Consider the following 13,710-nt stretch of genomic DNA (forward strand, 5'->3'; position numbering starts at 1 on the left):
GGCGAGACGCCTGCGCTCCCAGGGTTTTTATTCATGGTGGTCAGCCGCAGCCGGTGAAGCCTCCTTCGATCAATCGCCGTTGGCGGGGGCAAACCCGTTTATCTGCCTACTTCTAGGTGAACACGGAGGCTCGCCCTACTATAAATAGACGAGAAAATTGCGCTTATTGCGGCACGGCCGTTACAATGGCCCCGTATCACCCACCAGAAAAAAGGGCGCCCAAAAGTAAGGATGTTGGTCTATGATGTGCAGCTGCGCCTGGCGCAAGGCGCTGCCCTTACTCGCTCCGGTGGTTAGCGCCCGGTAAAAATTGCCCATCAAGGCGGCGGTGGACATGTCTTCAACCGGCCAAAATGTAGCCAGCAGCGAAGCCGCGCCGGCCGACAGGAAGGCGCGCATTAACCCCAACAGTTCATCACCGCCGCCTACCAGGCTGCGCCCGGTTTGGCAGGCGCTCAGCGTCACCAGGGAGGCTTGCAGGCGCAGGTTGAAGATGTCTAGGGTTGTCAGCCAGCCATCGGCCAGGGCCAGGCCGGAAAAGAGGGGATTGTCGGGGCGAAATTCGCCATGAGTCGCCAGGTGAATCAGGCGATAGCTGGCGGTGTGTTGGCGCAGATTTTCCAGGGTGGCTTCTTGTTCCAGCAGGGTGGTTCCGCCCCACATCTGGGCGATGCTTTGGGCTTCGTGGGGGGCATGGGGCAAACGGCCGTCACCCGAATAGCCCAGAGCCAATAAACCACCGTCGGCGCGCACGGCCGTCTGGCAGTAACGCAGCATACTGGCCGAGGGGAGGTAGCTCATCTCAAACTGCGCCAGCAGGTATGCCTGCCCATCAAACAAGGCGTGGCAAGGCAAATAATGGAGCGGCCCGTGCGGCACGACGATGAGCCGCTGATACCCCTGGAGCAAGGGGCGCACCGGCGCGAACAATTGTTGGTATAGTTTGTGCAAAATGCCCCGCGCATTGTCGGCCAGGGCTGTCTGCCGCGCCGGATGGCTGTGGGGCACGGCGCGCAAATTCAGCCAGAGCAGTTGGAGGAGCTGCTGCACCTGGGCCAGGCTAACAGGCAGCCGGGCCGCCCGGACTTCCTGGCGTGTGACCAGAAATACGACGATCTGGTCGTGCAAACTGAAAAATTCTAGCAGGATTGTGGCGTCATCGAGATAGGGTTGGATGGGTTCGGTGTGGACCTGCCAGAGGGTGGCTTCCTGGGCATAAGCCGCGTTGCGCACCAGCAGTTTGTGCCAGACGGCGGTGATCTCTTTTTCCACGTCGGCGACGCGCTGGCCGATGGTTTGTTGGGCGGACAATTGGGCGGTGTAATCTTCGCGCTGTCCCGGTTGTTCGCCGGTTTGCCAGCGGCGGTAAAGATTATCGCGTTCGGCGCGCAGGGCGAGAATCTGTTCAACCAGGGGTTGGTCGGCTGGGCTGCGGGCTTCGATGCGCAGGTCCAGGCGGTTAGCCAGCAGGTCGCGCAGGGCGCGCGATTTGGCCCGTTCGGCGATGTTCAGGGCGGCTTCCGGCTGTTCGTCGGCCAGATATAGGTCCACCACGTCTTCGTATAGGCGCATTTTGTCCTGGGCAAAGTCGGCGCGGTATTCCAGCATCAGGCGGCCGACCAGTTGTTCCAGCGCGGCAATGCCTTGCTGCCAGGCGGACAAAGCGGCCGGGCGGTCGCCTTGCCGGGCGGCCAAAGCGCCTTGCAGATGGTAGCCCTGGTAGGTGAGGGTGGGCAGGTTGTGGGCGGTGGCGATGGACAGAACGGCCGTCACCATCTCTTCTGCTTTCTCCAGTTTATTCAGGGCCAGCGCAGACTGGGCGGCCAGCAGCCAGGCGCGGGCCTGGCCCAGCGGTTGGTTGTGTTCCCGGTAAACGGCTTCGGCCAACCGGGCCAGGGTCAGCGCGTCTTCAGCCTGCTGTTGGCTCAGCAGCAGCGCGGCGATGTGCAAATCGGCGTCGGCCAGGGCGCTGCGATTGCCTTCTTGTTCAAAGAGGGCGCGAGCCTCCAGCAGCGAGGCCAGGGCTTCGGCGTGCTGCCCCAGGCCGGTGAAGGCGTGGGCTTCGTGCAGCAGGCAGCGGCCAATTTCGTAAGGCGCGCCGAGTTGGTCGAACAACTGGCGGGCGCGGCGGCATTTTTCCAGCGCTTCGCCGAAGCGGCGCAGTTGGAGCAGGCAGTCGCTGGTGAAGAGTTCAACCAACATGGCGTGGCGGGAACGGCCGTCTTGTCGGAAGCCTTCACCGGCGGCGTCTAACAGGGTCAGGGCTTCGTTGTAGCGGCCCAGGACGAAGTAGGTGAGGGCCAGGTTTTGTTGGGCGCGGGCGGTGTCTACGGCTGCGCCGCGTTGGGTGTAGGTTTGCAGCAGGCTTTGGTTGACGGTGATGGATTCGGTGAAGCGGCCCAGGTTGCGCAAGATGATGGCCCGGTTCATTTCCACGACCAATAGGCGGTCTTGGGCCTGGTCGCCGGATGCCTGGTAGAGGCTGCGGGCCTGGTCTAGCAGGGTCAGGGCGGCGGTATCTTGCCCTAAACGGCCGTGAATGATCGCCAAATTTACCGTCAGTTCGGCCAGGGGCAGCCATTCCTGGGCTTCGCGGAAAACCTGGCCGGCCCATTCGCCGATGGACAGCGCTTCGGTGTAATGGCCCAGGTTGGCGAGGGCGTAGATTTTGCCGTTTTGCGACCAGGCTTGTTCGAGTTTGTGTTGGTGACGGCCGTAAATGGCCGCTGCTTCGTCGTAGCAGGCAATGCCCCGGCGGTAATCGCTGCCACCGATGGCGTAGGCGTTGCCCTCTGCGCGCAGCCCCAGGGCGTGGAAAAGTGGATTGCCGGTCAACTCCGCCATCCATTTGATTAGACCAGCCACGTGCAGGCAGCACTGTAAATCGGTGCGCATGTAACGGTCGGCCTGTTGTTTGAGCAGCCGGGCAATTTCATCTTGCGCCGCCGGCGGATAACGGTGTAGGTGGGTCGCCAAGCGGCCGCGCTGGGCTGTCTCCGGCAGCAGCAGAAGTTTGTCTACAAAGGTTGGCGGCTTGAGCGGTGGTCTATGAATCGTTTGTTCTGGTATGACGGGTAATAGCATGTGACGCTGCCGCAGGTGAATCTATAAATCGGGTTGGTTAAGCGGTAAATTTGACCTTCACACAAACTGATACCAACAGATGGGAATAATAAACAGATTGGCCGCGGAGATGGGTGGGAAGTTGGGTGGTGGGTGCGCCAGACTTAGACGATGTGATCTATTTTATAGCGTACTTTGCACGCCAGGGCTGTGGTGTGTTTTACAGGGATGCGTTGGTTTGTCAGACAGTGACGGATTGGACGTGGATTTCGGCGGTGAGGCGGTTGAGGATGAGGTCGTATTGGCCGGGGGATATGGCGGCGAAAATGAAGTTGCCCAGGTTGTCTACGGCCGTAGTTTGCCGGCAGTGTCCATCTAGCCATAACTGCGCCTGAAACGCCTCGTCGCCCATGCCCATGACCAGACCTAAAATGGCTTTGTGGCCCGGTTTGGCTGGGTCATCTTGAATTTCCAGATTGAGCTGGTAGTCACCGGCTTCGTACATCAGCGGCTCGGCGGCGTCGCCACGCAGGGCCAGCGCCGGGGCAAAGCCGGGCGCGTCGGGGCGGGCGGCGGGCAGGCGTTGGGCGATCCAGATTTGCATCTTTTCCCGCAGGCTGTAATGCAGTTCTGGCGCTAATTCGCGCAGGAAGGTTTGTAATTGGGCCAGTTCTTGTTGGCAGTGGGGGCAGATACGCAGGTGGTGGGCAACGGCCGTCTGCTGCTCGTCGGTCAGCATTTGCAAATGATACTGCCCCAGGTCGGTGGCCGCTGGACAGGTCCGGCGGTAGAGTCGGGCGCTTAATTGTTGTTCAACGTGGTCCATCATGCCACTCCTCAAAACATTTGTTGGCGTGACCCGTTCGCTGATGTTGTCACGTCTAAGAGGAATAAACGATTTTTTGCGGCTTTTTCACGCATTTCCCCAGGCAGATTTGTCAAAAGAAGGTTTTTAGCTCTTCGCTGCGCCGCAGGCGGGCGACTAGATTTTCTTTGACGCGGTAAATCTCCTTGATGTCGCTGAAGGTGTCGGGATGCAGGTCATACAATTCGCGTGGTTTCAGGGCCAGGACGAATAGACCAACCAGAACACGCTCTTCCTTTTGGTCTTTACACTGTGTTTGCAGCCAGCGCCACAGTTCTTGCCCGGTAGAAGCGGCGGCGATGTGGTCTTCGACGGCCGTTCCCCTTGTGTGCGGCGTCTGGCTCATCTCTTCGATGGCTTCCAGCCGCAGCTTTTGTTCGCGCTGCCGGGTGAAATCAATCATCACGCTGTGGACGCACATTTGCAGGTAGCGCAGAATGGAAGGCAGGTCGGCAAAGGTGGCGAATTTATCCGGTGTAATGCCCAGCCACATTTTTTCAAAGGCGCGATTCATGAAGAACTGGCTCTCTTCGCCGCTGCTTAAGAACGCGGCGTGGCGTTCTACCCAATGGGTAACGAGCCGTTCGTATTGGTGATAAACAGCGTCCCATGCTTCTTGGTCGCGCTGCAAAATGGCCCGCCGGAACAATTCGTAACAGAAACGGGGATCATACGCCTGCCGATTGAAGAAGCGGCCGCTTTCTTGCGCGCAGTGGTGGCGAAGGTAAGCGAGGGGGAGAGTCTGTGGGGTAACTTGAGTCAAGATGGTTTTCTCGATGGGCGAACGGCCGTAAACGGCGTCTGTTGTGGCTGTGATGTTGGCGGCAAGGCTTTTCTCCATTGTACGGCAGACCCGGTCGGCGTGCCAGACTCGTCGCGTTTAAGTCTTGATTAGGCAAAAAGCGGCCATTGCCGTTACAATTATGTCTAGCTCAAGTGAAGGACGAACCAGATAAGGAGGAAATGTGATGACGAATGAAGCGAATGATCAGACGACGGAAACGGCCGCTGCCGATAACCCTGATGCCCCCAACCAGCCCACCGCTCAAGCGCAACCGGCGCGTGAAGGGCGCGGCGAACTGGTTAAGTTTGGCTTGTTGATTCTGGTATTGATTGGTGTGGTTGTGGGTGTGGCTTGGTCACGGCCGTTAATTTTCGGCCATATCATCCCGGCCGTCATGGGAGAGAACCAGCCTTTGTCCGCGGAAGTGGGCGTGGGCGGCGCGGCCGAGGCGGCTGATGGGCTGGAAACGGCCGTGCCGTCCGATGCCGCCGCCGGTGATGTGTTCTTGCCTACCCTGACAACCAACCCGGAGAGCGAATCGGCTTCGGCTGAACCTGCTGCCGAAGCGCCAGCCGAAGGGCCAGCCGAAGCGCCAGCCGAAGCGCCAGCGCCAACGGCCGTGCCCGAACCCCGCACGCACATCGTCCAACCCGGCGAAAACCTGACCAAAATAGCCCAACAGTATAACGTATCGGCCGCCGCGCTGCTGGCCGCCAACGGCCTATCCAACCCCAACTACATTCAGGCCGGGCAGGTTCTCATCATTCCCAACCCCGCTCCTTAAATTACTTGACAAGGTGACAAGGTGGCATCTAACAAGGTGACAAAACTGTCAGATGATGACCTTTGCGTGTATAACAAAAAAGGCGTCTGACGAAACCGCCAGACGCCTTTTTGTGTGTCTACTTGTCTAATTATCTAGCACACAACGGCCGTGTTGTTAAAGAACCAATTGTACGCAAAGAATGGGTGCGCATGGGCCGTTTGCGCCCGGATAGAAATCCGATTTGAATCATACAACTGCGCCGGAATCTGGAACGTCAGGCGTTGGCTGCTGCCATCGCCGGAGTTAAACGACCCCGCTGCCAAGCCATTGACGCCGGCCGTATACATCGGCCCCATCGTTACGTTGAAATCTTGCCCGGCCGGGAAATTGTTGGTCACAATCGTCACCGTGCCGTTTCGAGCAACCTCGCACACCTTGAAGGTTGGGATGCCGGTGTAATTCGACGGCGGCGGTGGCACAGGCGGCTGCCCACCCGCGCCAGTGGTGTTATTGTAGAACCAGTTATAAGCGAAAAACGGATTCAACGGGACCGTGTGGGCTGTTTGCGCCCGAATGGCAATCTGATAAGAGCCAACGAGCTGCGCCGGAATGGGGAAGGTGGCCGTCAATGTGCCCCCTGCGCCCGAATCTAACTGACCCACCACAATACCGCCAATACCGCGCGTGCCGATGGCCCCCATTGTTACGGTGAACTGCTGACCGGCGGGGAAATTGTTGGTCGTAATGGTCACGTTCTGGTCTACGTTAACGGCGCTGATGGCAAAAGTGGGGATACCGGTGTAACCTGGCGTGCCGGGCGGCAGACCACCGGTTCCGGCGGTATTGTTGTAGAACCAGTTGAAGCTAAAGAAGCCTTGCGCGCTTTGCAGGCGAATAGCGATCTGGTGCGAGCCTTTCAACTGATCAGGAATGGTAAATGTGGCCGGGAACGAGCCGCCATTGCCCGAGTTAATGGTCGCCACGTAATAGCCATCTATCCCTCGTGACCCCATCGGCCCCATGGTTACCACAAAATTCTGGTTGGCCGGGTAATTTTGCGTCTGAATGGTGACGGTCTGATCGGCGACGACGCTGGTGATGGAGATCGTTGGGATTGTGCTGGACATGGCCACGCCAGGGATAACAAGCACGACGGCCATCACAACCAGCAAAATAGCCATTGTTCTGAAACGCAGCATGGGCGCTAACCTTTGCTTGAGTGCTGAACTGTTCATGTTGATCTATGCCTCCTTAATAATCTGGGTTTGCTGGAAAGGATGGTAGATTGGACGCCTATTGGCTTGTCGCAAAATTGTCTGCATAAGGCCGATGGTATTAGTGTCTGACACCGGTTATGAAACGATCTACCATTTTCCTCCTATGCGAAGTAGACATAGGCATTATAAAGGATAACCTAAAGATATTTCCATAGAACAACAGTTCTTTATGTTAATTTTGAGGCAAAAACAGACGCTTTTGCCGATATTGGTAGACAGTATGGGCTGGGTTGGCGGTACTCTGGCGATACCTGTTTAACTGTTACAACAAAACTTTGGTAACAAAACGGCGGGCGGTTTCGGCCAATACGGCCGTGCCATAAGCCAAAACGTCTTCATCTATGTCAAAAATGTCGGTATGGTGGTGGCGTTTTGTGCCATCCGGTGTGGCCGCGCCCAACATGAACATAGCGCCGGGCGTTTTTTGGGTCATGTAGGCAAAATCTTCGGCGCCCATGCCAAACTCGGCGTTGATAACGGCCGTTTCCCCCATCAACTCTTTTGTCACCTGACGCAGCCAACCATTCACCCGCGCATCGTTGTACATGGCCGGGTAACCCGGTAAGATGGTCAACTCGTAATGCCCGCCCAACGTCTCGCTCAATTTCAAAGCCCGTTCCACGCCGGCCCATAGCTGCTTCCGCACCGTTTCCTCGTGCGAACGGATTGTGCCCAGCAAATGAACAGAATTGGGGATGACATTGGTGGTTGTGCCGCCACACACCTGCCCCAAACTGACCACGCAAGCGCGCAGGGGGTCAATCTGGCGCGAAGGAATGGCGTATAAGGTATTCAAAATCGGACCCAGCATAAACAGCGGGTCGCTGCCGTTATGGGGGTAAGCGCCATGCCCACCATCACCGCGTATCCACGCCTCAAACTGGTCCACCGCCGCCAGACTATACCCATCCTGAAAATAAAACGCGCCCGACGGCCGGTCTGAGGCGACGTGCAAGGCGATGACGGCGTCTACGCCGTCTAGCGCGCCATCGTTGATCATGGCTGTCGCGCCGCTAATGCCTTCCTCGCCAAACGCTTCTTCGGCCGGTTGGAAGAGCAGGCGCACACGGCCGTGCCACGGTTCGTCGCGGCAGCTTTGTTGCAGCAGGTGGGCCACCCCCAGCAAAATGGCGGTGTGGGCGTCGTGGCCGCAGGCGTGCATTACGCCGTTGTTTTGCGAGGCGTAAGGGACGGCATTGTGTTCGATGATCGGCAGCGCGTCCATGTCGGCGCGGATGGCGATGGTGGGGCCATCGCCGCTGCCAATCTGGGCGACGACGCCGGTGCGCCCGATACCGGTTTGCGGCGCGATGCCGATTTCCTGAAGGGTGTCGGCCACCAGAGCGGCGGTGCGAAATTCCTGGAAACTTAACTCAGGGTGTTGATGGATGTCGCGCCGTAGGCGAATGAGTTCATCGGCGATGGTTTGGGCTTTGGTTAACATAAGGCTCCTTCGGCGGCGTGTTCCGTATTCCGTATTCCGTAAGCCGTAATCCGTTTACGGTTTACGGTTTTACGGCTCACGACTGCTCAAATTGTCACGGCCGTCACTTCGTCATTGCGTAAGGAAATGCAGTTGACTCCCTGGACGACGCCTTCTTTGGGCGGTACTTCGGCGGCGGTAAAGCGGATAATTTTGCCCAGTTGGGAGATGATGAACAAGTCGTCTTCTGGCAGCACGGTAAGCGCGCCGACGAGCTTGTCGGTTTTGAGGACCACTTTGCCGCCGGCGCCGGGCGCTTTGTTGGCGCGGAAACCGGACATCTGGCGGATGCTCCCTTTGCCGTCGTGGCCGAGGAGGAAAACGCTGCTTTCTTCGGTGACGGCCGTTATCGCCGCCACCGCATCCCCCAAATCTATGCGCATCCCCAGGCTGCCCGTTTTATGCACATGGTTCTCGGCAAAACGGATGCCCTGCCCCTGCTGCGTCACCAACAGCAAATCGCCGTCGCCTTCCGTCCAGCAGGCCGCAGCCAGATAGCCGCCCTGCTGCACGTCGTGGAAACTCATGCCGGGGATCAGGCTGTGGCCGAGGCGCGCGGCGGGCACGCGGCGCACCCAGCCGCGCTGGCTGGCCAGGGCGATATATTGGCCGCCTTCGGCCGGCAGAGCGGCGACAATGTGTTCGTGCGGCCGGAATTGGAAGAGGGTCATCATGTTTTGGCCGCGCGCCCGCACCGGCGCTTCGGCCAGACTGTTGACGTTCAGGCGGAAAGCGCGGCCAAAATCGGTGAAGAGCAGGATGGCTTCCTCTTCGTGGGCGATGGTCAGGATGATGGGTGGGTCGTCGTCGGCCGTTTCCAGATCAAAAACCCCCATGCCGCTGCGGCGCTGACGGCCGTAATAGTGGCGCGGCGTTCGTTTGCCCATGCCTCTCTTGCTGATGGTGATGACATTGTAGGGCGTGGGCGGTTCGTTGGGTTCCGGGGGCTTCTCTTCCTTTTGCTTGCCTGTGTTGTCATTTTGCTGGTGCAGGAGTTCTGTTTCCAGAGCTTCGATATAAGCCTGGATTTCTGGCGAAACGTCACTCAGATCGGGTCGTTCGGTTAGCATAAGCATTCCTTTTCAGTTCAGACGGCCGGCAGCAGGCTGGCGATATGGGCCTGGACATGTTGGAAATTGGCGAAGGTCAGGTCGTCGAACTCCAGGTCATGGCGGGTTTTGAGCGCGGCCATGAGGCCGAGGTAATTGTTGGTGATGCGTTTGTCCCAGGGCAGGTTGAGGGTGGATACGGCCGTTTTTATCCCCGCCTCTGTCCCTTCCAATTCGACAAAATCGCCGTAAGGCAGTTCGTCCAGCACAATTTCCACCTCATGCCAGGTGAAGGTTTCGCGGTACTTTTCATAGACCTGCACCGGGGCAAAACCGAGCCGGGTGAAGATTAAAGCCGCTGTGTCAAAATCGCTGACCTCAATTTCCAGCTCTTCGCGGATTTTGGCTTCGCTGAGGAGGTCGGCGGCGGCTAAGCCTTTGTAGGTCAGGCGCACGGCCGTATCCTGCCTTAGCCGCAATAATTCTTCGCCCTGCAAAAGCCGCTGGTCGGGGGTATCGAAGCGCGTGTTGCGTTCAAAGACGCGTGCCCGGGTAAGGGCAGCGCCGGCGGCCAGCAGCCGGGCGCGAAAAGCGGCCCGGTCGGCCAACAAAAACTTCACCTCCACTTCTAGCTGGTTGGCGTGATTCATAGAGTTTGTTATGCCTCAAGGTCGCCAATAACAATGAGGACCTGGTCTTTTTCTACGCTAGAACCGGCGGAAACGTGAACGGCCGTCACCAGCCCTTCTCGCGGCGCGCGCAGCTCGTTTTCCATCTTCATAGACTCCAAAATCACCACCTTCTCGTTGCGCTCTACCGTGTCACCTTCCGCCACCAGCACACGAATAATCAGTCCCGGCATCGGCGCTTTCACCACCGCCTCGTGGCCCATGTCCAATCCCGTGCCTCGCGCCTGGGCCAGACGATACGCCCGTTCATCCTGCACAGATACGTTGTACAATTCCCCCTCGGTCAGCACTTCCCAATGGTCGTCCCGTTCATCCACCACCGCTTCCAGCGAGCGGTTATTTAGCAGCAAAGAGACTGTGCCCCCCTGCGCCAACCGCCGAAAATCAATGGCATACTGCTTGTCATTCACCACGATTTCGTCATCTTGCCCAATCTCAATAATGTATTCTTTCTCGTTGACTTTTGTGTAATATTTCATAGCCATACCCCGTCGTCAATCGCCAATCCTTCGGCAGCCTCAGGACCAATCCCCAATCGTCAATCCCCAATCGTCCTATCTCCGTAGCCTCTCCCACCGGTTGTGCCATTTCCAGGCGCTGCGTATTTGCTCGCCACCGCCAACCGAGACGATCTTTTGGCTGGCCTGCATACTCTGATGATGGGCTACCAGCGTGGCTAAAACGGCCGCTTCCATCTCCTGATCCGCCGCCCGGTCCGACATGCTAAACTTATCTTCCACAAACTTGGTGTTGAAATTGCCCGTCAGGAAACGATGGCTCTCCATCATATGCTGATGGAAAGGGATGTTGGTTTTGACGCCGGTGATGTTGTACTCCTCCAACGCCCGCCGCATCCGCAGCACCGCCTCGCCCCGCGTCTCGCCGTAACAAATCAGCTTGCTAATCATCGAATCGTAATAAGGCGTAATCTCATAGCCACGAAAAACGCCAGTGTCCACGCGCACGCCCGGCCCGGTAGGCAGGCGCATGGTGGAAATAACCCCGGTGGACGGCAGATAATTGTTGTATGGGTCCTCGGCGTTGATGCGGCATTCAATCGCCCAGCCGCGAATCTGAACGTCCTTTTGCTCGAAGCGCAAACGACGGCCGCGCGCGATGCGCAGTTGTTCCTGAGCAATGTCAATGCCCGTCACCAGTTCCGTCACCGGATGCTCCACCTGCAAACGGGTGTTCATCTCCAGGAAATAGAAATTCTTGTCTTTGTCTAGCAAAAACTCAATCGTCCCGGCGTTGACGTAGTTGACTGCTTTGGCGGCCGCCACGGCCACCGCGCCCATGCGTTGGCGCAAATCTTCATCCACCACAAACGACGGCGCTTCCTCGATGAGCTTTTGGTGCCGCCGCTGCAAAGAGCATTCACGCTCACCCAGGAAAATGGTATTGCCGTGGGCGTCGGCCAACAACTGGATTTCGATGTGGCGCGCGTCGGTGATCATTTTTTCCAGGTAGACCACGTCATCGCCAAAGGCGGCCAACGCTTCGCGGCGGGCCGCGGCAATGGCGTCCGGCAAATCGGCCGCCTGATGCACGGGGCGCATCCCCTTACCACCGCCACCGGCGACAGCCTTCACCAGCACCGGATAGCCCATTTTATCGGCCGCGGCCTGCATGTCTTCATCGTTCAGGCCCGGCTCTGTGCCGGGCACGATGGGCACACCAGCTGCCTTGACCGTTTCGCGGGCTTCTTGCTTGTCGCCCATTATCTTGATGGCGCGGGCGGACGGGCCGACAAATACCAGGCCCGCATCCACACAAGCCTGGGCAAACTCGGCGCGCTCGGCCAGGAAGCCGTAGCCAGGATGCACCGCCTGCGCGCCAGAGCGTTTGGCGACATCCAGCAGCTTATCCACCCGCAGGTAACTCTCGCGCGCCGGCGGCGGACCGATGTGGTACGCCTCATCGGCAAAACGCACGTGGGGGGCGTTGCGGTCGGCGTCGGAGTAGACGGCCACGGTTTTGATGCCCAGCTCGTGGCAGGCGCGCAAAACACGCACGGCAATCTCGCCGCGGTTGACAATTAACAATTTATCGAATTTTTTCGTGAGTAATCCGTCGTCTCGTTTCATGTTATTTCGGATGTGGGATTTCGGATTGATGATGGTTTGCCGCTCTGTCAATCCGAAATCCGAAATCAAAAATCTACAATGGAATGTTGCCGTGTTTCTTTGGCGGGTTGTTGTCCCGTTTGTTTTGCAGCATGTGGAGGGCGTTGATCAGGCGCGGGCGGGTTTCGCTGGGCAAGATGATGTCGTCTATGTAGCCGCGTTGGGCGGCGATATAGGGATTGGCGAAATGCTCACGGTAATCTTGCACCAGTTCCGCTTTGCGGGCGACGGGGTCGTCGGCTTCGGCCAATTCGCGGCGGAAAATGATGTTGACCGCTCCGTCTGGCCCCATCACGGCGATTTCGGCCGTGGGCCAGGCCAGGTTGAGGTCGGCGCGGATGTGTTTGCTGTTCATGACGCAGTAGGCGCCGCCGTAGGCTTTGCGGGTGACGACGGTGATTTTGGGCACTGTGGCTTCGCAAAAGGCATAGAGCAGCTTGGCCCCATGGCGGATGATGCCACCATATTCCTGGGCCACGCCGGGCAAGAAGCCGGGCACGTCTTCAAAGACAATCAGCGGAATGTTGAAGGCGTCGCAAAAACGGACAAAGCGGGCCGCTTTTTCGCTGCTGTCTATGTCTAACACGCCAGCCAATACCATCGGTTGGTTGGCGACGATGCCCACGCTGTAGCCGCCCAGTCGGGCGAAACCGACGACGATGTTTTGGGCATAGTGTTCGTGGATTTCGTAAAAGTCGCCGTTGTCTACGATGAGCTTGATGGCGTCTTTGATGTTGTAGGGTTTGTTGGGGTTGTCGGGGACCAGGGTGTTGAGGCTCTCTTCGGTGCGCAGCGGGTCGTCGCCGTTGGCTTTGAAGGGGGCGTCTTCCATGTTGTTGGAAGGCAGGAAGCTCATGAGTTCACGGATGAGGTAGAGAGCGTCGGCTTCGGAGTCGCAGGCCATGTGGGAGACGCCGCTCTTGCTGTTGTGGGTCATGGCGCCGCCCAGTTCTTCAAAGGTTACGTCTTCGCCGGTGACGGTTTTTACCACGTCGGGGCCGGTGATGAACATGTGGCTGGTGTTTTTGACCATGAAGATGAAGTCGGTGAGGGCGGGGGAGTAGACAGCGCCGCCAGCGCAGGGTCCCATGATGGCGCTGATCTGGGGCACGACGCCGGAGGCCAGGGTGTTGCGCAGGAAGATGTCGGCGTAGCCGCCGAGACTAACGACGCCTTCCTGGATGCGCGCCCCACCGGAGTCGTTGATGCCGATGACCGGCGCGCCGTTTTTCATAGCCATGTCCATGATTTTGCATACTTTTTCGGCATGGACGCCGCTGAGGCTGCCGCCGAAGACAGTGAAATCCTGGCTGAAGACGTAGACAAGACGGCCGTCTATGGTCCCCCAACCCGTCACGACACTGTCGCCGAGGTACTGCTGCTTGTCCATGCTGAAGTTGCGTTCACGGTGGATGGCGAAGGCGTCTACTTCGTGGAATGATCCACGATCTAGCAGGAGTTCAATGCGTTCGCGGGCGGTTAGTTTGCCTTTGGCTTTGTGCTGGGCGATGCGTTTTTCACCGCCGCCAAGCTGGGATTGGGCGCGAAGTTCGTTGAGTTTTTCGATTTTGGGGTCTGTCATGCTGATTTTTTAGCCCTCCTCGGAGA

At 58.2% G+C, this 13,710-nt stretch carries 11 protein-coding genes; 1 reads left to right on the forward strand and 10 read right to left on the reverse strand.

Features of this window, described 5'->3' with window-relative positions:
• Nucleotides 1-180 precede the first annotated feature (180 nt).
• The 3 genes from IPM39_18770 to IPM39_18780 form a co-directional block, all read right to left on the reverse strand.
• The gene (locus tag IPM39_18770; protein ID MBK8988082.1) at nucleotides 181-3,084 is read right to left on the reverse strand and encodes a CHAT domain-containing protein; all 2,904 of its coding nucleotides are present in this window, start codon (nucleotides 3,082-3,084) and stop codon (nucleotides 181-183) included.
• A gap of 220 nt (nucleotides 3,085-3,304) precedes the next feature.
• Nucleotides 3,305-3,892: a hypothetical protein gene (locus IPM39_18775; protein ID MBK8988083.1), complete on the reverse strand. Its 588-nt coding sequence runs from the start codon at nucleotides 3,890-3,892 to the stop codon at nucleotides 3,305-3,307.
• Nucleotides 3,893-4,001: 109 nt separating this feature from the next.
• Nucleotides 4,002-4,769, reverse strand: a complete 768-nt coding sequence (locus tag IPM39_18780) for a hypothetical protein (GenBank protein ID MBK8988084.1) — start codon at nucleotides 4,767-4,769, stop codon at nucleotides 4,002-4,004.
• Nucleotides 4,770-4,896: 127 nt separating this feature from the next.
• On the opposite strand from IPM39_18780, the gene IPM39_18785 reads away from it, so the two are divergent.
• Complete coding sequence (locus IPM39_18785; protein ID MBK8988085.1) at nucleotides 4,897-5,496, forward strand: LysM peptidoglycan-binding domain-containing protein; 600 nt, start codon at nucleotides 4,897-4,899, stop codon at nucleotides 5,494-5,496.
• Between the two features lie 134 nt (nucleotides 5,497-5,630).
• Here the strand turns inward: IPM39_18785 and IPM39_18790 are convergent, their stop codons facing one another.
• The 7 genes from IPM39_18790 to IPM39_18820 all read right to left on the reverse strand — a co-directional run bounded on the left by IPM39_18790 (nucleotide 5,631) and on the right by IPM39_18820 (nucleotide 13,684).
• Entirely contained in the window at nucleotides 5,631-6,713 is a 1,083-nt protein-coding gene (locus IPM39_18790; GenBank protein ID MBK8988086.1) for a hypothetical protein, read from the reverse strand.
• A gap of 304 nt (nucleotides 6,714-7,017) precedes the next feature.
• Nucleotides 7,018-8,199, reverse strand: coding sequence for an amidohydrolase (locus IPM39_18795; protein ID MBK8988087.1), 1,182 nt, complete (start codon nucleotides 8,197-8,199; stop codon nucleotides 7,018-7,020).
• An 86-nt stretch (nucleotides 8,200-8,285) separates the two neighbouring features.
• A complete protein-coding gene (locus IPM39_18800; protein MBK8988088.1) occupies nucleotides 8,286-9,308 on the reverse strand; it encodes a hypothetical protein in 1,023 nt (340 codons plus the stop codon).
• Nucleotides 9,309-9,325: 17 nt separating this feature from the next.
• Nucleotides 9,326-9,937 carry a class IV adenylate cyclase gene (gene cyaB / locus IPM39_18805; protein ID MBK8988089.1) on the reverse strand — a complete coding sequence of 204 codons (612 nt, stop codon included), beginning with the start codon at nucleotides 9,935-9,937 and terminating at the stop codon, nucleotides 9,326-9,328.
• An 8-nt stretch (nucleotides 9,938-9,945) separates the two neighbouring features.
• Complete coding sequence (locus IPM39_18810) at nucleotides 9,946-10,455, reverse strand: acetyl-CoA carboxylase biotin carboxyl carrier protein subunit (GenBank protein MBK8988090.1); 510 nt, start codon at nucleotides 10,453-10,455, stop codon at nucleotides 9,946-9,948.
• Nucleotides 10,456-10,530: 75 nt separating this feature from the next.
• Nucleotides 10,531-12,063: an acetyl-CoA carboxylase biotin carboxylase subunit gene (gene accC / locus IPM39_18815; protein MBK8988091.1), complete on the reverse strand. Its 1,533-nt coding sequence runs from the start codon at nucleotides 12,061-12,063 to the stop codon at nucleotides 10,531-10,533.
• Between the two features lie 73 nt (nucleotides 12,064-12,136).
• Complete coding sequence (locus tag IPM39_18820) at nucleotides 12,137-13,684, reverse strand: acyl-CoA carboxylase subunit beta (protein MBK8988092.1); 1,548 nt, start codon at nucleotides 13,682-13,684, stop codon at nucleotides 12,137-12,139.
• Nucleotides 13,685-13,710: the final 26 nt, after the last annotated feature.

The sequence above is a fragment of the Candidatus Leptovillus gracilis genome (assembly GCA_016716065.1).
GTDB classification, from domain to species: Bacteria; Chloroflexota; Anaerolineae; order Promineifilales; family Promineifilaceae; genus Leptovillus; species Leptovillus gracilis.